The sequence below is a fragment of the Pectinatus haikarae genome (genome assembly GCF_050916305.1).
Classification (GTDB): Bacteria; Bacillota; Negativicutes; order Selenomonadales; family Selenomonadaceae; genus Pectinatus; species Pectinatus haikarae.
On record NZ_CP116940.1, the window covers coordinates 1,141,975 to 1,161,527 of the forward strand.

20 protein-coding genes and 1 riboswitch are annotated in these 19,553 nt (G+C 40.6%); of the genes, 11 read left to right on the forward strand and 9 right to left on the reverse strand.

Annotated features, from left to right (window positions below; all coding sequences use genetic code 11):
* Positions 1-54 precede the first annotated feature (54 nt).
* A riboswitch (cobalamin riboswitch) is annotated at positions 55-229 on the forward strand.
* Between the two features lie 110 nt (positions 230-339).
* The 3 genes from NXG61_RS05500 (at position 340) to NXG61_RS05510 (ending at position 3,065) form a co-directional block, all read left to right on the forward strand.
* On the forward strand, positions 340-1,665 hold the full coding sequence (locus NXG61_RS05500) for a PepSY-associated TM helix domain-containing protein (protein WP_196605116.1): 1,326 nt from the start codon (positions 340-342) through the stop codon (positions 1,663-1,665).
* Positions 1,666-1,787: 122 nt separating this feature from the next.
* Positions 1,788-2,363 (forward strand): orotate phosphoribosyltransferase, encoded by a 576-nt coding sequence (gene pyrE / locus NXG61_RS05505; RefSeq protein ID WP_196605115.1) that lies wholly within the window; start codon positions 1,788-1,790, stop codon positions 2,361-2,363.
* 18 nt (positions 2,364-2,381) lie between these two features.
* Entirely contained in the window at positions 2,382-3,065 is a 684-nt protein-coding gene (locus NXG61_RS05510; protein ID WP_196605114.1) for a hypothetical protein, read from the forward strand.
* 65 nt (positions 3,066-3,130) lie between these two features.
* Here the strand turns inward: NXG61_RS05510 and NXG61_RS05515 are convergent, their stop codons facing one another.
* The 3 genes from NXG61_RS05515 to NXG61_RS05525 form a co-directional block, all read right to left on the reverse strand.
* Positions 3,131-4,537: a DHA2 family efflux MFS transporter permease subunit gene (locus NXG61_RS05515; protein ID WP_307225168.1), complete on the reverse strand. Its 1,407-nt coding sequence runs from the start codon at positions 4,535-4,537 to the stop codon at positions 3,131-3,133.
* A gap of 11 nt (positions 4,538-4,548) precedes the next feature.
* Positions 4,549-5,001 carry a MarR family winged helix-turn-helix transcriptional regulator gene (locus NXG61_RS05520; protein ID WP_307225169.1) on the reverse strand — a complete coding sequence of 151 codons (453 nt, stop codon included), beginning with the start codon at positions 4,999-5,001 and terminating at the stop codon, positions 4,549-4,551.
* Positions 5,002-5,174: 173 nt separating this feature from the next.
* Positions 5,175-6,419, reverse strand: coding sequence for a pyridoxal phosphate-dependent aminotransferase (locus NXG61_RS05525; protein ID WP_307225171.1), 1,245 nt, complete (start codon positions 6,417-6,419; stop codon positions 5,175-5,177).
* A gap of 275 nt (positions 6,420-6,694) precedes the next feature.
* Here NXG61_RS05525 and tsaE point away from each other — a divergent pair, with 275 nt between their 5' ends.
* The 8 genes from tsaE (at position 6,695) to NXG61_RS05565 (ending at position 12,977) form a co-directional block, all read left to right on the forward strand.
* A complete protein-coding gene (tsaE, locus tag NXG61_RS05530) occupies positions 6,695-7,180 on the forward strand; it encodes a tRNA (adenosine(37)-N6)-threonylcarbamoyltransferase complex ATPase subunit type 1 TsaE (RefSeq protein ID WP_231038623.1) in 486 nt (161 codons plus the stop codon).
* Complete coding sequence (gene tsaB / locus NXG61_RS05535; protein ID WP_307225172.1) at positions 7,162-7,872, forward strand: tRNA (adenosine(37)-N6)-threonylcarbamoyltransferase complex dimerization subunit type 1 TsaB; 711 nt, start codon at positions 7,162-7,164, stop codon at positions 7,870-7,872. The genes tsaE and tsaB overlap by 19 nt, the downstream gene beginning before the upstream one ends.
* A complete protein-coding gene (gene rimI / locus NXG61_RS05540; RefSeq protein WP_432748982.1) occupies positions 7,869-8,321 on the forward strand; it encodes a ribosomal protein S18-alanine N-acetyltransferase in 453 nt (150 codons plus the stop codon). Before tsaB ends, rimI begins: the two co-directional genes overlap by 4 nt.
* Positions 8,322-8,350: 29 nt before the next feature.
* Positions 8,351-9,178 (forward strand): prolipoprotein diacylglyceryl transferase, encoded by an 828-nt coding sequence (gene lgt / locus NXG61_RS05545; RefSeq protein ID WP_196605109.1) that lies wholly within the window; start codon positions 8,351-8,353, stop codon positions 9,176-9,178.
* Positions 9,179-9,211: 33 nt separating this feature from the next.
* Positions 9,212-10,507: a SpoIID/LytB domain-containing protein gene (locus NXG61_RS05550; protein WP_307225176.1), complete on the forward strand. Its 1,296-nt coding sequence runs from the start codon at positions 9,212-9,214 to the stop codon at positions 10,505-10,507.
* 108 nt (positions 10,508-10,615) lie between these two features.
* Positions 10,616-11,638 carry a tRNA preQ1(34) S-adenosylmethionine ribosyltransferase-isomerase QueA gene (gene queA / locus NXG61_RS05555; RefSeq protein ID WP_307225178.1) on the forward strand — a complete coding sequence of 341 codons (1,023 nt, stop codon included), beginning with the start codon at positions 10,616-10,618 and terminating at the stop codon, positions 11,636-11,638.
* A 198-nt stretch (positions 11,639-11,836) separates the two neighbouring features.
* On the forward strand, positions 11,837-12,283 hold the full coding sequence (locus tag NXG61_RS05560) for a DUF3290 domain-containing protein (protein WP_196605105.1): 447 nt from the start codon (positions 11,837-11,839) through the stop codon (positions 12,281-12,283).
* Positions 12,284-12,350: 67 nt separating this feature from the next.
* A complete protein-coding gene (locus NXG61_RS05565; protein WP_196605104.1) occupies positions 12,351-12,977 on the forward strand; it encodes a DUF421 domain-containing protein in 627 nt (208 codons plus the stop codon).
* A 159-nt stretch (positions 12,978-13,136) separates the two neighbouring features.
* Here the strand turns inward: NXG61_RS05565 and NXG61_RS05570 are convergent, their stop codons facing one another.
* The 6 genes from NXG61_RS05570 to NXG61_RS05595 all read right to left on the reverse strand — a co-directional run bounded on the left by NXG61_RS05570 (position 13,137) and on the right by NXG61_RS05595 (position 19,533).
* Complete coding sequence (locus tag NXG61_RS05570) at positions 13,137-14,474, reverse strand: 4Fe-4S binding protein (protein ID WP_307225181.1); 1,338 nt, start codon at positions 14,472-14,474, stop codon at positions 13,137-13,139.
* Positions 14,458-14,862 carry a hypothetical protein gene (locus NXG61_RS05575; RefSeq protein WP_196605102.1) on the reverse strand — a complete coding sequence of 135 codons (405 nt, stop codon included), beginning with the start codon at positions 14,860-14,862 and terminating at the stop codon, positions 14,458-14,460. Before NXG61_RS05575 ends, NXG61_RS05570 begins: the two co-directional genes overlap by 17 nt.
* A 337-nt stretch (positions 14,863-15,199) precedes the next feature.
* A complete protein-coding gene (gene nhaA / locus NXG61_RS05580) occupies positions 15,200-16,396 on the reverse strand; it encodes a Na+/H+ antiporter NhaA (protein ID WP_307225185.1) in 1,197 nt (398 codons plus the stop codon).
* Between the two features lie 392 nt (positions 16,397-16,788).
* Positions 16,789-17,631 carry an aldo/keto reductase gene (locus NXG61_RS05585; RefSeq protein WP_196605101.1) on the reverse strand — a complete coding sequence of 281 codons (843 nt, stop codon included), beginning with the start codon at positions 17,629-17,631 and terminating at the stop codon, positions 16,789-16,791.
* A gap of 274 nt (positions 17,632-17,905) precedes the next feature.
* A complete protein-coding gene (locus tag NXG61_RS05590) occupies positions 17,906-18,208 on the reverse strand; it encodes a hypothetical protein (protein WP_307225187.1) in 303 nt (100 codons plus the stop codon).
* Between the two features lie 179 nt (positions 18,209-18,387).
* Entirely contained in the window at positions 18,388-19,533 is a 1,146-nt protein-coding gene (locus tag NXG61_RS05595) for a mannitol-1-phosphate 5-dehydrogenase (protein WP_196605099.1), read from the reverse strand.
* Positions 19,534-19,553: the final 20 nt, after the last annotated feature.

The following is a 19,553-nucleotide window of genomic DNA, read 5'->3' on the forward strand; positions in this document are numbered from 1 at the left end:
ATTTGCAGTAATTTATTGACAATTATAAGAAAGGAAAGTATATTTGTTATTGTAACTGAATATTGTTGAACAGGTGTCGTAAGACTTGATAGAGAAGCCGGTAAAAGCCGGTACGGTCCCGCCACTGTAAGGGGAGCTTATCGCATGATGTCACTGGAAATTTTTTTCGGGAAGGCGCGAATGGGCAATGAACCTGAGTCAGGAGAACTGCCTGTTTGAAAATCACCATTATTACCTGCGAGCGATAGGGAGGAGATTATCTTGGTCACTTCATAGATAAAAGCCGTTTCTTTTCAGGAAGGGCTTATTTTTTTGCTGTTTTTCAGGGAGATGACGAATTTGCGATACTGGTATAAGCTTCATCGATGGATCAGCCTGATTTGTGTAATATTTTTTTTGATGCTTTGCATCACGGGGCTGCCCCTTTTATTTAAAATGGAAATACATGATCACAATATGATGCAGGAAAATATGTACCATAAGGCATTTGACTATTCTTCTGTATGGGATTATGCAGAGACAGGTGCTGATACAATATTGAACAAATATCCGGATAAGGTCGTACGGGCAGTCTCTGTACAGCCGGAGGAAGGGCGTATGCTCTACCGGGTGCAGGATAAATATAGTAAAAAGCTGGTGGATGCACGCTTGAGCATGGGCGGAGAGCAGATCGCGTTTTATCCGGATACGGCTGCGCTGCAAAACTGGCACAGAGAGGACGTAAAATCACAATTCATTGCCCAATTTATGCATGAAATGCATGTGCTGCATATGTATATGGGCTTTGGTAAGGGGGGGATGATATTTTTAGGATTTATGTGTCTGCTGAGTTTTATATCGGTGGTATCGGGAATGTTTATTTACGGACCGTTTATGAAAAAAAATAGATTTGGCAAAATAGACAATAGGACATCGTCTGCAAAGTGGTTCGGTTGGCACAAGTTTTTGGGGATTGCCACAGCGGCGTGGGCGGCACTTTTATGTTTCAGCGGTGTAATGATAGTTATCTTTTCTCTTGGTTATGGAAGTTACATCAGCAGTGCAAAAGCGGAAGCGGCAAAAAATATGTCTGCGCAGGTAACTGCTGACAATATTGGACTTCCGGCAGCGATCAGTTTCATTAATCAGCAATTCAGCAAAGATTATATTTTATCGGTTGATATGCCCGATAAAAAACTGAATCATTCGCGTTATGTTTTTTATATGACACCGGCTAAGGACAGACCCACAGAGTTTATGGGCCAATTGGTTTTTGTCGGCGCCGATGCACAGGGAAATATGCAGTATTATACAAAAGAGCTGCCGGTTTATTTGTCAGCTGCTGCAGCTTCACTGGATCTGCACGTGCATAATCATGATACATTGGCACTTAAAATTATCTGGGCAATTTTAGATATAATCACAATAGTTGTTATCATAGCAGGCTTTGCAGGATGGTGGAAACGTGCAGCAAAAGTAAATAATACTTCTGCGAAAAGCAATTTTTCCGCAGAAGTCCTATCAAATCAAAATATTTGGTTAATGCCTGTTTGGATATTTGGGCTGAGTGTGGCCGGTATGGTATTGCCTTTGTACGGCGCTGCTGGAAATATGGAAGGCAGTGCGGCGTGGACAGCAGCCTTTGTGTTGTGTTTTTGGCAATGGTTCAGAAAAAAGCAGCAGTGAGATGGGGGCAGTCTTTTCAGGATATCTATTTACGCGGGCTTAGAGTATTGTATAGTGGCAGTGCATGACAAAAATTTTGCTAAATGATATAATAACGTAAATAAGAATTAGGAGAGATAATAATGACCGAACAGGAAGTAAAAGATCTGCTGATGCAAACAAATGCTGTAATGGAGGGACATTTTCTGCTTACGTCTGGATTGCACAGCCCAATGTATGTGGAAAAATTCAACGTGTTGCAGCATCCCAGGTATACGGAGGCTCTTTGTAAAGAGCTGGCTGAACGTTTTGCTGATATGCAGGTTCAGACTGTGGTCGGTCCTATGACAGGCGGTATTTTATTGGCTCACGAGGTCGGCAAGGCATTGGGGACACGAGCTATTTTTACTGAACGTGTAGATGGAAAAATGGCTTTTCGCCGCGGTTTTTCACTTAAAAGGGGAGAACGTGTTCTTATCGTTGAAGATATAGTTACGACCGGCGGTTCAGTCAAGGAAGTTATTGACGTCGTCCGCAGTGAAGGGGCTGTACCTGTCGGTGTAGGGCTGCTTGTCGACAGAAGCGGCGGTAAGGCTGATTTTGGGGATGTGCCTCATAAAGCTCTTCTGAATCTTAGCGTTACGGCTTATAAACCGGAGGAATGTCCTCTTTGCAAAAATAACATTCCAATGACAAAACGCGGTCGTACGGGTAAATAAAATTACAGCGGTGGTAGTATGAAGGCGGCAACAAAAGAAAAAATACTGTCTCAGGTCAAAGCATGGGATTATATGAAAAACCTGCCGGAACAGATGCATGGGTTCAACTATGTTCTGCTGATGGAAGAAAAGGGAGATGTGCTGGATCTTTATCGTTACGAAAATAAAGAAGCACACCGCAGTATAACGGTATATTACCATGAAGAGACCAGTGAGTATAAGCTGCGTATGCGGATTGGGCTGACAGAATTTTGTGTCATAGAATATATTTATGCTGAACTTGAAGCTTTTCAGGAAATACTTCAGGAGAGATGTTCTGGCCTGCTGGCTGATATGCAGACTTTTAATCCGGAACATATAACTTCCATCATTCATGACAAAAAAATTATGCAATGGGATTATAAGAAAAAATTGCCGGAAACTTTTGCAGGATTCAGATTGTTTATAACGCCTGATCAGCCTGTTCGTATTATAAATGGTTCATATATTGTTTTTGATTACAGCGATTTTACCAGCAAAAGTAATTTTATAATTTATTATAATGTTTTTCGTAATGAATTTTTTGGGGAAAGCCGTATTTTTGATATCCCTGAGGTCAGCTATGATTTTGACTCGCATGAATTGCAGGAACTTATCAATAAACTGGATGTGAAGCTTTTTCCTTATTTGCAGGAAATAAGGACGCGGATTGACTCAAAATAATGAAAATCAGCTCTGCCGGTGGTATAGGCAGAGCTGATTTTTATTTTCTGACATAGGGAATACATTCAACTGCGCTGCAGTTTTTTTATATCGCGGAAGATAATAACGGAGCAAATAAGAGCAGCGCATGCCAGAATGAACAATAAAAATAATGCATTTTGACTGCCCAGCATAGTAGCATAAGGCAGCTGGTCCGGCAGACGTTTTTGTTCGGCAGAAATCAAGGCACTGACAACGGCTGTGCCAATTGCTCCCGATAGTTGCTGGAATGTTGTACATACGGCATTTCCATCGGCTCGTAATTTTGCCGGAAGCTGCCGCAGGCCATTCGTCATTGATGTACCGCTGCTGAATCCCTGACCGATTGTGAATATCGTATAGATGAGTACAAAAAGCATTGTTGTCAGATGCTGCGCCAGTATACTGTATAAAAAGGTTGCTGCGATCATGCAGATATTTCCTATGATAATGGGTTTTCTGGCACCGATACGATCCATTATCCGACCGCTTAATGGAGTAATGAAAGCACCGATAATACAGCCTGGCAGCAGCAACAGCCCGGCCACCAATGCTTTTTCCCCGGAAACAAGCTGTGAATAATTGGGGATCAAAAAACCAAGGCCGAGACAGAGAAACTGCACGATGCCTATGACTATTACACTAAGTGTAAATGTTCTTATATGAAAAACAGACGGATAAAAGATAGGATGCGCGCTTTTGCCTGCATACTTATAAAAAATTATAAAAGTCATAATACATATGAAAAATGCACCAAGAATAAAGGGATCGTTCCAACCAGTGTTCCCTGAAGCGCCGGCAGCAAAAATGAGACAGCTGAAACTGATGGACAGAAGAAGGAACCCGGGCCAATCAAAAGGTGTCCGCACAGGATTTGCAGTAGAACGTATAGAAAATACACCGACAAAAAAGGCGGCGGCAAGCAGAGGCAGCAGGGCGATAAAAATCATTCTCCAGCCCCAGTAATTGATGATAAAACCACCGAAGGAAGGCCCGACAGCCGGAGAAATAGCGATTATAAGGGTTGCTGCTCCCATCATTGTGCCAAGATGATTCAGGGGGACCTGATCCAAAACTATGTTGAACATCAGAGGCAGAGCAATTCCTGCCCCAAAACCTTGCAGAATTCTGCCTGAGAGAAGAATAAAGAAGCTTGGGGCAAATGCATCAAGAATTGTACCGGCTGTAAAAAAAATTTCAGCGGTTATGAATAAGGATTTTAATGTGAAATTTTTTTTGAAATAGGAAGAAGCGGGGATAATTACTGAAAGAATCAGCAGATAACCAGTAGTAAGCCATTGTACGGTTGAGGTGTTTATTTGAAATTCTCGCATAAGTGTGGGAAAGGTAACATTCATGGCTGTTTCGATGACGACACCGGTAAATGCCATAATACCTGTGGCAATGATTGACATAATTAATTTTGTATCAATTTTTCGTTCGTAATTTTCCATATGAAAAATTCCTATAATTTAAATTGTATTGGGTGTTTTTCCATGAGCTGCGCCATAATTTTCAAAGTATGGACAGTAGTACGACAGTCCTGCTCATTAAGGGAGCTGAGTAGTTCAGCAAGCTTACAATGATATTGATGGATATATTTGGCAACATATTTTTTGCCAAGCGGTGTCAAGCTGACAGTTGTAACGCGATGATCTTTGCTATAGGCACGGTTTTTGATCAATGTATCAAGTTCTTCAAGCTCATTAATCAATTTTGTGATGCTGGGCATAGTGGTACGGAGAACTTTACTTACATCACTAATGCGTACAATATCCTGGGCTGATAAAATCTCAACGGCATGTAGCACGTGCAGATGGCGCGGTTTCATCCCAAGCGGCAGAGCCGGCATCTTTTCAATAATTTGTTTGCCGTAAAAGCAGGCATCAAGCAGTTCTCTGATTAAATTTGGAGTCATAAATACCACACTTTATAAATAATTATTAAAAGTAATTACTAACAGTAAATATTATAACGGACTTTTTACAAATAGTAAATCCAAAATATAAAAACAGCCTTGGATATTATCCAAAGCTGTCAAAAAAATATTCAGTTCCTAATGATGGATAATTGTAAATAGATGGCTTTGTATCATTCTGCGCTATGCAGAGCCTTCAGCACTTTTACTGCCATTCCACGCATTTTATCGGTGGGAACAGAACAGACAGCAATGCGAACACCTGCCTTAAGCGGTACGGCAAAGATAAGATCATCGTGCATTTTATCACATACTGCGGCGGAATCCTTGGCGGGAATTGAAAGGAAAAAGCCTGCCTTATATGGCAATGCATTCAGGCCGCATGCTTTTGCCTCTTCCATGAATATGGCACCGCGGCGGCGTGTCATTTGATAAAGAGCGTCACGTTCTGCCTCAAATTGTTTTTGGAGAGCAGTATCCTTGTTTATGGCAACGAGCAGAGCCATAGCACCATGATTTATGTTGGACCAGGTGGAACGGCTTGTATATTTGTTTATATCAGCAAACTCTGTGATGACTTCTTTGGAGGATGACAGGCCTATCATCGCCCCGCAGCGCTGACCATAAACAGTATAGCCTTTGGACATGCTAAAGGTAAATATTGTGAGGATATTATCAGGAAGATCAGAGAATTGGCGCATAAACTTGCGTGTTTCATTTTTTTCACCGGCGAAATCAATGTAAGCAATATCGACCATTATGGTAATTTTCTTATCCGATTTTTTTGCATGCTCTCTGCAGACGTCAAGGACAGCCGACCAATCTGTTTCAGTGAGGCTGTAACCTGTAGGATTATGTGCAGGGGTATTTATTATTATCAGCAGAGAATTCTGCTTGGACATGAGTTTATCTACTTCAGCGGTAAAACCTGCTATATTGAAATTTTGTTTTTCGTCAAAAAGTGGATAGGTTACGAGCTTTCTGCCCACTTCACGGCAAAGCATATTATATGTACCCCAAAACCAGTCAGAAGTGAGTACGCTGTCACCTGTTTCGGTGTAATTCCAGATTGTATGATGAATACCGCCTGTGCCGCCGGCAGTAGCCACTGCGGCCGTGTACCCGTCTGGCCTATGGTCGCCGAATGTGAGTGAGGTAGTCATATCAAGATAATCGGGAACACCGGAAATAGGAGCGTAAGAAATAAGATCATTTATGGGCAGTGTGCGCAGGACTTTTTCTACGATCGGTATGCAAGCCAATTGCCCATTATCATCCATGATAGCGCCGATTGTTGCGTTTGTTACTTTAGCACTGCCATACTTATCGACAGCTTCCCTGCAAGCAGCGCTTGCTCCGAAAATGACATCCTTTGCTACCTTTCCCACTGAATGAGAGGCGGCCATGCTTGAAGTCAAAATAATTCCCCCTAAAATTTTAATTAATGCAATATTGTTATGAATTTATAAACTTCTGGATAAACTACAGATATCCTGCCAATTTAAAAGAGTATTCTTGTATACTTCTGTATTCTTTAGGATTGCAGAGGAAAAAACTATACGGTCAGGGTAAGCAGCAAAAGAGCATCTGAAGCAAAGGACGATGCTCTTTTTAGACTGCGAAATTTTTGATATTATGCTATAATTAATGAATTAAGATTCGTTATATCAGGCTTGGACAGGGTGTGTAGATATTGGAAGAAAAAATTTTTTTATTGTATACGGATAATCCTGCGCAGACAAAACGTCTGGGAGCTTTTTTGGGAGAAGCCGGCCGCAGTGGTATAGTTGTCTGCCTTGAGGGAGAGCTTGGTGCAGGAAAAACGACGCTTACACAGGGGATGGCAGCTTTTTTGCACTGCAACAGCGCGTCAAGTCCTACTTTTAATTTAATGAATGTGTACGAAGGCGATGTATCTATTTATCATTTTGATCTGTATCGGCTCAACTCAGAAGATGACTTGTATGAAATCGGTTTTTATGAATATGTGCAGGAAAATGGAGAAATAATAATTATTGAATGGCCGGACAGATTTTCTGATGCCCTGCCCGAAGATAATCTATATATTAGAATGTGTGAACAAAAAGACGGAAGACGTAAAATAACTGTAACGCTGAACGGCATGAAATACCAAAAACAGTATGAGGAGTTGAAATATTTATGCCAGTCCTTGCGATAGATGCGGCAACGATGGTTTCCAGTGCTGCCGTGGCAACGAAGGATAGATTGCTCGCGGAAGTTGTTATGCAGCTAAAGAAGCCTCAGTCTGAGGTGCTTATGGGACATATAATGGATGCATTGGCAATAGCGCATGTTGATAAAAGTGAATTGACAGGTATTGCGGTCAATATAGGGCCAGGTTCATTTACAGGTTTGAGAATTGGTCTGGCAGCGGCTAAAATGATGGCCTATGCGCTGGACATACCTATAGCGGGGATCAGGATTGACGAGGTACTGGCCTATCATTATCCTGTCGAAAATATCTACTCAGCAGCTTTTGTTGATGCTCAAAAGGGAAATGTCTATTTTTCTCTTCAAAAATGGGATAAAGGATGTCTGCAGACTGTACGGGAAATGACTGTACTTGAAATGGCTGAGGCTGTAGATATTTGTGAAGGCATGGACAGACCGGTTGTTGCTATGGGGGATGTTGTGCAGCGGCGACCGGATGAATTTGCGCGGTGCCTTAATACCAGACCGGCGCTGCCGCATCATATAATGCCTCGGGCGGCAAATACTGCATTTGCAGGTATACATAGATTGGCATCCGGCAGGTGTGACAATGTCATGACATTGGAACCGTTATATATAAGACGTTCCGAGGCTGAAGAACTCTGGGAAAAGAGACGGAAAGAGCAGGGTAAGAATTGAAAATAGGCTTTAGAAGAATGTTGCCTGAAGATGCAGAAGGGGTAGAAAAAGTGGAAAAATCCTGCTTTTCCATGCCATGGTCAAGACAGTCGTTCTGGGAAGAAGCGGCAAAAGAGGATGCCTGTTATTTGCTGGCAGTGGATGAAGAAGGCGGCAGTGAACAAATAATCGGTTATGCGGGAATGTGGCTGGTGTTCGGTGAAGGACAAATCACCAATGTAGCTTTGCTTCCGAAATACAGGGGCAGAGGGATAGCAGGATTATTGCTGAAAAAAATGATAGAAACAGCGAAGATAAAGGATATTTCATCTATAACACTGGAAGTTCGCCCCAGTAATGAAAAAGCAATCCGCCTGTATGAAAAATTTGGTTTTAAAAGTGTCGGCAGGCGCCCGCATTATTATCTGGACAATAATGAAGACGCCGAAATAATGTGGCTGATATTTTGAATGTATTATATGGATGGAGATGATAATAAATGCATCAGTATTTATTTTATATAGGTGATTTTCCCATACGTTCTTATGGTCTGGTCTTGTCGCTGAGTATCATTCTTGCTGTAGGTGTGGGATATTTTCTGGCAAAGCAGGATGGAAGATGGCATGAACATATAGTCGATCTGGGAATTTATTCCGGTGTGGCCGGTATTTTAGGTGCACGCTTGTGGGATGTCTTCTTTTTTGACTGGGACTATTACGGAAATCATATTACAGAAATATTCAATGTATGGCAGGGCGGAATGGCTATACAGGGAGGCGTGTTTTTAGGAACGATAGCGGGGATTATATATGCAAGAAAGCATAATATAGATGTATTGGCATTGGCGGATATTCTGGCACCAGCTATAATTTTGGGTCAGGCGATAGGGCGATGTGCAAATCTGCTCAATGGTGATGCTTTTGGTACACCGACCGGTACAGGATACGGAATTATATACCCTGCTACTACTTTGGCACATCACGTATATGGCAGTCAGCCTCTCTGGCCGGCAGAAGTTTGGGAAGGTCAGCTGGATATGGTCATTTTTGCACTGCTGCTGCTTTTCCGTTCGTTTAAGCATGGCAGAGGACAGGCCTTTACTCTTTATGTGATGCTGTATTCGGCAGCCAGATTTTTTCTCGAATTTTTGCGCGGTGACTACAGTGAATTGGTTTTCGGTATATGTACATCAGCTCAGATGACAAGCATTATAGCGTTTGTACTTGCGCTTGCCGGCTTTATTTACTGTGGCTGGAGAGACAGAAATAGAAAAGATACTGCAGAACCTATAAAAACAGGCAGGACATCTAAAACGAAAAGAAGATAATCTGCTCAGGGCAGCAGTGAAGGAGGCGAAAGTATGAAATGTCTGAAAATGATTGTACGGTTTTTACTCATAACAATTGCCGTGTCAATATCTTCTTCTACCTCGGTATTGGCAGCGGAAGCAAATATCCGCGTTGGTTTGTGGACAGGTCAGTCAAGTATAATGATCTCTGCCAATAAGGTTTTTTCAGTAAAGGATCCAGGGACGAATGATATATTCGGCAAGTATAATGCCGGTGAAAAAATATTGGTAACACAAAAAAACGGACGCCTGTATATAAATAATCTTCCTGCTAAAAGCATGGTGCTTTCTGTTCAGGCAGAGGGAGAAGATGGCCGTACAGAAGTAAATAAGAAAGCATATCGTGGGAGGATTCTCATAAAAAAGGCAGCTGAAGGAATGACAGTTGTAAATGACCTGCCGCTTGAGCAGTATCTGTACAGTGTGGTCCCGGAGGAAATGCCGTCAACATGGCCGGCGGAGGCATTAAAGGCACAGGCTGTAGCGGCGAGAAGCTACGCACTGTATAGTCTTAATCGTCATGAAAATGAAGGGTTTGATGTCTGCGCGCTGGCACATTGTCAGGTGTACGGCGGCAGTAACGTAGAAAATGATATAGCAAAAAAAGCGGTGGATGATACAAGAGGGCAAGTATTGGTTTATGCGCATAAACCTATTTTTGCGGCTTTTCATGCCAGCTCTGGCGGAAATACAGAAAACAGCGAGGATATATGGGGAACCTATATTCCCTATTTGCGCTCAGTAAAAGACTACGACCGGAAATCGCCCGCTTATCATTGGACTTTACAGATATCGCCCACAGACTTGAGTGAAAAATTGAGACAGTATGGCTATGATATAGGAAATCTCCAGACTGTGACATTGTCAGGATTTGGCAGCGGTCAGTCTGACCGGTCTGAAAACGGTGCAGTAAAGACAGTTATATTCAGCGGTGATAAAAGCATTGTAAAATTGACGGGCAGCGAAGTACGCCGTGTAATGGGATTAAAAAGCACTAAATTTGCAATTGATGTAATCATACCTTCTCCAAAAAAAATAAATGTGACAATTGATCAATATTCTGGGTACAGCAAGGATATTGATGTTGATCTGCCGGATTACAAAGTTCCTAAGATGATGACGGGAGCGGGCAACATACACCCGATCACGAATCGCAGCGGAGAAGTTGTGGAAATAGAAGGATATGGATCAGGACACAGAGTGGGCATGTCACAATGGGGTGCAAAGGCACTTTCTGAACAGGGCTATGATTATCAGGCTATTCTGTATGCATACTATAGTGATGTTTCTATAGAAGATTGGTATTGATCAATATCAGTCGGCGGTGCTGTTTCTGCCGCAGCAATGATTATTGTGAATGAATTGGAATCGGCTCTGCAGGACAGGCTGATTAAAAAGGAGATTTAAATACTATCCATGTTATTGACAGATTTTGATTACGATTTGCCCGAAAACCTTATCGCACAGACACCGTGCCCGCAACGTGACCATTCGAGGCTCATGGTGCTGAACAGAAATGATGAAACTATAAAGCATCAGCATTTTTTTGAATTGAAGAAATATCTCAAGGCAGGAGATACGTTAGTTTTTAACAATACAAGAGTAATTCCTGCCAGACTTATCGGCAGGCGGGAAAAAACAGGTGGGAAAGTAGAGGTCTTCCTCCTGCGCAGACTTGAAGGCGATGCATGGGAAGTGCTGGTAAAGCCCGGAAAGAAAGCACTTGTCGGCAGTTTGATAAATTTTGGCACGGAGCTTAGCTGCGAAATAAAAGAAAACACTGATTTCGGCGGCAGAATTGCCGAATTTTCTTATGAGGGCATATGGGAAGAGATACTTGATCGGCTTGGACAAACACCTCTTCCACCTTATATTCATGAGAAACTTGAAGATAAAGAACGTTATCAGACAGTTTATGCCAGAGAAAATGGATCGGCAGCTGCTCCTACAGCAGGTCTCCATTTTACCGAGGACCTTTTGGCTGAATTGAGGGACATGGGAGTGAATCTGGAATTTGTGACACTGCATGTCGGGTTGGGTACTTTTCGTCCGGTTAATGAAAATAATATCGAAGATCATGTGATGCATAAGGAATATTTTCATATTGACAGCCAGACTGCGGCACGGATAAATGATGCGAGAGCACGGGGCGGAAGGATAATTGCAGTTGGCACCACATCAATAAGAACTCTTGAATCGGCAGCTGCGGACGATGGTACTTTACCGGCCAAAAGCGGTGAAACGGGGATTTTTATCTATCCTGGCTACAAATTCAAAATAGTAGATGGGATGATAACGAATTTTCATCTGCCAAAATCAACTTTGATCATGCTCATAAGCGCCTTTGCCGGACGGGAATATGTTTTGCGGGCATATAACACTGCTGTCCAGGAAAAATACAGATTTTTCAGCTTTGGTGACGCAATGTTGATATTATAACAACATAAACAATAAGACACGAAATGCCCTGCAGACTTGCGCTGCAGGGCATTTTCTTACTTATAGAAAAACTAAATACCATTATATGTGAATATTTTCGTTCATATAATCAGAAGGTTCTTTTAATTTTAGAAAAATTTTTATATAATAGCAATATGAACATACATAATTAAATCATGTGTGAAGGGAAGAAATAATTTGGATTTTTATACTTATAATTTTATTGAAAATCAATCACAGATAAATTATTTCCTTGAATATACTGTATCTTTTTTGATTTTGAGCGGATTTCTCTTTGCCAGTATTAAATATATGCGCAATCGTTTAAAAACAAAAAATAGAGATTTGCTTATTATATTTTTATTATTGATTATTTTATTAATAGGTTTTCAAATGACTGATTATCAAAAAAGTCAGACTGATGCGGAACAAACATCTCAAATGATAGCGTTCATTAAAAGCGTGGCAGAAGAAAGACGTGTTTCTAAAGATATAATAAGTGCTAATTCATCACGTATAAAGAATGAAATGATTATTTGCATAGGGGATTCTTTTTATCAGGTGAACTTCTTTTCGAATTACAGCGCATATGAATTAAAAAGTATTTCTATCATAAGTCCCGATATACGGTTTATTGATAAATAGGGCGTATGAACAATAAAATTTGAAGAAAGGATTATGGTATTTTCCTATATCAATATCATAGAAAAATATGCTTATTTATTATCCTATAATTATGAAACTGACATTGGGTTTATTATGTCTGATACTGCAGATCAATGTACTGGGTAAAGGCAATCTTGCACCAACGTCGGCAATGGATCAAATCCAGAATTATGTTCTGGGCGGTATAATTGGCGGTGTCATTTACAATGACAATATAAGTGTATGGCAGTTCGTTTTAATATTAATGATTTGGACATTATTGGTCCTGGTGTTAAAATTTATAAAAACAAATAGCCATCTGGCAAAAGTGCTAATTGACGGACGTCCTGTGCTGCTGATTTTGAATGGTAAAATTTTTGTAAAGCAGTGTATGCTGTATGGAATATCCGCACATGATCTTATTTTGAAACTTAGAGTGTCGGGTGTTTATCATATAAAGAACGTTAAACGGGCGGTCATGGAGCAAAATGGGCAATTAACAATTATCCAGTATGGAGAAAAGGATGTCCATTATCCGCTTATCCTTGATGGGCAAGTTGATGAAACTATCTTAGAATTGATTAATCATGATAAGCTCTGGCTTTTAAATGAGGTCCAAAAAGCTGGTTATCACATTGATGAAATTTATCTAGCTGAGTATATTTCCAATGAATTACATATATACTCCTATTAGACAAATAATATTACAGTGGAAAATATCGAGCCGCAATGTAAAAGGAAGTCATTGTTTGACAGCAGCCGTCGATGCAAAAATCAATACAGCAAAACCGGAGAGAACTGATAAATATTGCAGATATCAGTTCTCTCCGGTTTTTTGTGAAGTTTTTATTGCTCAGGTGCGGTGTGCCATTGGTAAAAGGAATATATAGATATTGAGCAGTGTCAACAGAATAAGCAGTACAGCGTAAGGAATATAAGAATTTTTCTTTCTTACGGTCTGACCATAGCTGGATTTAGCTATACGATAAGCGGTGTAAACCGAACCCGCTGCGCCTAAAAACAGTAATAAGAACTGCATTATTTCTATAGTACCTGAAGAGAGTACGGCTGTGGATGCGGGATGACTGGTAAAGCCGAACATTGACAGTGCCGAGTAGAATACGGATTTTCCCTCTGCGAATAAATGAAATAAATTATGAGCCATATGACCGGCAAAGTCCAAGGGAATCAAAGCATAACCGAAGCGTGCAAAATTCATATGCACAGAATCTTTATTGAGACGAGAGCCAAACCAGCTGGCTGCGTAAAGCAACGCAACGGGGATCGACATAGCTACAGCAAAAATTACGGTGAAGGTTATCGCATAATTATTTGTTCCTAAAAATACCTCCAGATGATGCTGTGCTTGTGCCCAGATATCAAGCATTGTAATATTTTGCACAAAGACGATTCCCATAATTATAACGGCTAAAAAGGCTTCATCAAATCTTGGTTTGCGAATGAACCAAAGCTCTTTGGAAGGGATACGCACGGAAAGTTTGATGGAATCATTAGGGCAGTTCTTTACGCAATAACCGCAAAAATTGCAGCGGGCATTGCTTTGCATTGTCCTCGGAAACTCGAACATAGGGCAGCCGGGGGCTTTTTCTCCGCCTTTATAGCAGGCAGTTACCGTACATTTTTGACATTTTTCCGGTGTGCCTCTGAGTTCAAGCGAGGCGCTTCGTGAATAATTTCCGGATAATCCGCCGAGAAAACAAAGATATCGGCACCAGGTTCTTCGTTCAAAGAATGCACCTGAGATGATGACTCCGGTAATGAGCAGCAGCATAATGATTCCGGAGCCGCGCGGATTTTCTACCATGCCAAAGACATGGTCGTTCCACGTGATTAGAATATACAAAAAATCAATGATCCATATGCCATATTTTTTTAAAAAACGAGGTACCGGCCGATGGTTTCCCACAAATTTTTGAATAACGTCACTCAATGTGGCGAACGGACAGATGGCACACCAAAATCTGCCTAACACCAAAAATGTCAGGGGGATTATTGACCACCAGAAAATCCATGTCATGGCCGTTCCAAAATTGTCATGAGGGGAGGAGTCCCCAAATAAAAGTTGATATACGATGACGGCAAATACAGCTGCCGTCGGCCAACGAAATATTCCGGGATACCATCGGCTTTTTAGAAGCTCTTTTAAAAAAATGTTAATTTTTGTCTGCATGATGATATACCCTCTTCTTTTTATACTTCATTGCAGCGGCAACCGCAATGGCAATGATGTTGACAGTTAAAAATACATAAATGAACGGCCAGTCAGGACCGATTCCTGATTTTCCGGTAGTTCTTTCATCATGCGTGTGTCCTTCGGGTTTATCTCCGTGATTGTGTTCTTCCGTGCCTGAATTTTCGACAGCAGAATGGTTCATTTCATCACTTTTCATCTGCATGCTTCCGTTCATGTGCATTTGCTGGTCCATGTTGTCTCCGTGACTGTGTTCTTCCATGGCATGGGGCTGATGTTCAACGTTTTGTTCGGCGGCATAAACATGCGGGTAGATACTGCCCATGATTATAAACAGCACAAAAAATCCCATAAAAAATTTCCGCAAAATTTTGACCTTCTTCCTCAAGATAATTTAGGAACAGACGTGCTTATCAGATTATGTAGCCAGTTATATCAGTATTGTTGACTGAGAAAAAGGATCTACATCAAATAATTTTACAATTTAAATATGCAGAAAATATGGAGAAGCTATGTGAAAGCTATGTGAAATTTACCATGAAATAAAAATAAAACCGCAGCATTATATGCATTTTTATAAGTATATGCATAATGCTGCGGTTTTTTATCTAAGGGACAATTGTTATTTAAGCAAATTAGGCGGTTGGTTTTTGATCCGAAAACAGCTCTTTATCGGATAAGCTGCGTAAGATAAATCGAATAGGCTACGTTGTTCTGTAATCTATGAATTTGAATATAAAGGCACCTGCAAGTCCTGATAAAATTGAACCCAGAATGATCCCCAATTTGGCAGTTGTAAGGTATTCCGGAATATCTGCAAAGGCCAGCGAGGCTATAAAAAAGGACATAGTAAAGCCAATACCGCTTAATACACCTGCCCCCAAAAAATGACTGTAAGTGGTTGATTCTGGCATTTTTATGAAGCCTGTTTTAAATAATAAAAAAACTGTACCAAATATACCCAATGGTTTGCCCAAAGCCAGGCCAGCCAATATTCCTATGCCTTCGTGTGTAAACAGATCGTTTATTTCGGAAAAGTTCAGTTTTATGCCGGCATTAGCTAGAGCGAAAGCAGGCATGATAAACCATGCTGACCATGGAGCGAGAATGTGCTCCAGTCTGTGCAGAAGTGATTTTTTCATGTCTTGTGCGGCATTGGCAGGAATGATCAAGCCTAATGCAACCCCGGCTATAGTCGGATGTATACCGGCATTGTAAAAGGAAAACCAGGCTGCCAGACCTGTGAGCAGGTAGATGGTAATATACTTGCAGTTGTATCTGCTGAAGAGGGCGGCTGTCAATAAGGAGGCCAATCCGCAGCTGAGTGCCGAGATTTGGATATCAGTGCTGTAGAATAAAGCAATTATAATAATGGCGCCCAGATCGTCTACTATTGCCAGTGCAGTTAAAAATATTGCTATACTACGTGGTGCACTGCCTGCTGCCAATGATAAAATACCCAGTGAAAACGCTATGTCAGTAGCCATTGGAATACCCCAGCCTATTGAGGTAGGTTCACCTTGATTGATAATATAATATATACACGCAGGAACGAGCATGCCGCCTATGGCAGCCACAATCGGCAAAACCGTAGCAGATAGAGATTTAAGCTCGCCAAAGAGAAATTCACGTTTTATCTCCAGGCCGATTACGAAAAAAAATATTGTCATCAGCCCATCATTTACCCAATGTAAGACAGACAACTTGATGATGCCCATTGAAAAATACGAATTTAATACTGCTTGATATTCAGCGGATATGCCGCTATTGGCAAGCAGCATTGCTAATATGGCGAATAATAGTAATATTACACTGCTGGAGGATTTGTGCCTGAAAAAATGATTAAAAGGCTTTAGCAGAACAGTAGCTTTTTGGGTTATATTGTATTTCCGATATTTCAATGATATATTCCTTTTATATTTTTGATAATATGATAACTAAAAAAATTTTACTATGGAAGGTAAGCGAATATGTAAATACTGAGGATCAGTGAATATAAAAACGGCACCTTTCACTGGCAGCAGATGCCGTTTTTATATTTGGTGCATGAAAAAAACTCAAAGTCAAATTATATATTGATTATACTATCTATCAGCAGCATAACAGTTACCAAAACTGGTATGATTGAACCCAAAATATCAAACAGAAAATCCTGAATCATTTTCATTCGTAAAATCCTTTTCGATTTATCAAATTGATCAATTAAATTACTTTGTTAATCGGCTCACGAGCTGTAACAGATAAATGTGGAAGACATATTAATTGAATGGCCATTTTTGAGAGCTTATATTATTTAAAACTCCTCATAGACAGCCGGATCCTGAGCGAAGCTGCGGCCGTCAGTCCGAGTCAAACCTGAAATTTGGAGCATTTCTTCATCGGATAATTGAAAATTAAAAATATCAATGTTTTCACGCTGATGAGTAATGCCGGAGGCTTTTGGAATAGGCAGCGCATTGAGCTGTACATGCCAGCGGAGAATAATTTGCGATACGGATTTTTGATGTGTATTGGCAATATTGGCAATGACCGGGTCTGTGAGTAAGGCGTTGCCACGGCCCAAAGGACTCCATGACTGGGTGACAATATGATGGCTGCTGTTATAGTTTCGCTGAAGTTCTTGGTTGAAGTATGGGTGTAATTCAATTTGATTAATACAAGGGCATACATCAGTTTCCTTAAGCAGCCGGTCAATATGTTCAGGAAGAAAATTGCATACACCTATAGAGCGTATATAGCCTCTTTTTCTTGCTTCTATGAAAGCCTGCCATGCTTCCACGTATTGATCGATACGTGGATTCGGCCAATGGATAAGATAAAGATCGTAGTAGTCGAGATCGGCTCTGTAAAGAGATTCTTCGATCGTTTCCAGGGCTTCCCGATAAGCTTGGCGGCGTCCCGGAAGCTTGGAGCAGACAAACAGCTTGTCTCGTCCGATAAAGCATTTTTTTATAGCGTGTCCTACTGTGCCTTCATTTTCGTAATTGAAAGCAGAATCAAGCAGGCGATAGCCTGCATTGACAGCATCTTGTATAGATTTGATGCCGTTTTTACCTTTCAATGTATATGTGCCGAAGCCTATTGCCGGTATTTTAAAACCGTCGTTCAATGTTATATCAGGTATTGTTTTACACATATAATTCACCTCACTATTAATTTTATATAATAATAGTTCTATATTGATGCAATATCCCCTCTTACCGGTGATATATTATCTATTGGCACGGACCGATTATTTATAAAGCAGAAAAATATAAAATGGCAGACCAGGCAAAAAAAGACAAGGATAATTAAGCGCAGGTTTAATTTGCAGCTTTAGTGTAAATAAATCCCGCTGCTTTGAAAAATGGTAGCGGGATTTATCGACAACAAAAGCAAAAGACAAATTTTATTGCAAAATATTAAGGAATTCAGGCAGTAATGGGAAGCTGTTTCCATAAGCGGCGAAAAGCACTTTTTTGAACTTCCGGTGTGCGGATTATCCTTTTTTCCAGTTCATTTTCAGTTTTTATTTCTCTGACAGCAGCATACAGATCATCTAATTTTTTAAAATCTTCCATACGCAACGAATTCAAATAGGCATATTCTGGGATAGCATCCATTTTTTTGCGCAAACGATCACGATAGGCATCGGCATTGGCATTGTGTACACCGTTAACTATTTCGGCAAGTTCCTTTAAATCAAGCATTTCACGCATAGAATCGCTCATCATAACAATATCAAATCCCTTCGTACTTATTAAAAAATATATATTAATTATACTGCGTTGTTTTTTTAGAAGCAATATTTATTGTAAACAAAGTTTTGCTAAAAAGGATGGTGCTAATACCGGGCAATATAAAAGGCACGGTATCGTTTAAATGATGCCGTGCCTTCTTATAAAAATTGTTGCTATATATTATTGTAAGCAGATACTATTTTTCCAAATAAAGGATCGCTGCTTGTAAGCTGAGAATATTTTTCCACAGCTTTTTCGATGCCATTGCTTTTTATGAAATTTTGAATTTCCGCGGCCTGTTCATCTTCTGCGTAATCAAAGTGATATCCGGCGGCGATGGCTGCTGCCAAGTGTTCATTAGGAAGAGCATATTCCTGAGCCAGCATGGCAGGGCCGACCAAACGATCTTTTCTGCCAAGTTTCCTGATCGGTGAACGGCCGACACGGGTAACTTCATCATGCAGATCTTTAAGTGAGATACGTTTCAATATTTTCTGGATGAAGGTTTCCAGCTCTTCTGTTGTGAAAGGAAATTTCTTTGTCATCATGACAGCAGATTCGCGCATGGCAGCTACTACAGAAGCGTAAATGGCCTTATCATTCAACGCGTCATAAATTGTCGGTAATTTTTTTGCATAGCCAAGATATGCTGCCGTAGCATGTCCGCAGTTGAATACATAAAGTTTTCTTTCCAGATACATACCAAGATTGTCAGCGTATTCAGCTCCCTTGATGGGTTGGCTTGACGGATCTTTAAGTTTGTTTTTTTCGATGACAAGTTCAAAAGAAATCTCTATCTGCGGAATACGAATGCCGTCCTGCTCTGTGCTTAATGCAATGCGGTCGACGGCTACGTTAGGAAAACAGCCGATAGAATCAAGCTCTTCTTCCGTCAAAGCGAATTTACATTCTGTCAGAGCTTTTTTCAGCATATCAGTGGCGTAAAATGCGTTTTCGCATGATAAAATATTTACTTTGCTTCCACTTTTAGCAAGACGTTCCTTAAGTCCTTTTGCCAAAGTGCCGGCAATTTTCGGCAGATTATCGACACAAACGGACGTGGTTATTATATCCGCTGCAATGATTGCATCAATAGCCTTTTTCTCATCAGTTATGGGGGAAACCGCACAAACATTATCAATTACTTCTTTACGATAGTTGTCGTTGATAATATATACATCATAACTGTTGGTTTTATTTATATAATCTACTGTGTGTTTGTCTACTTCGATAAAAGTGATCTCAAAGCCGGAATTATGGAGCAGTTCTCCTATAAAACCACGGCCGATATTGCCTGCACCAAAATGTACTGCTTTCAATGTGAACTCCTCCTGAATAG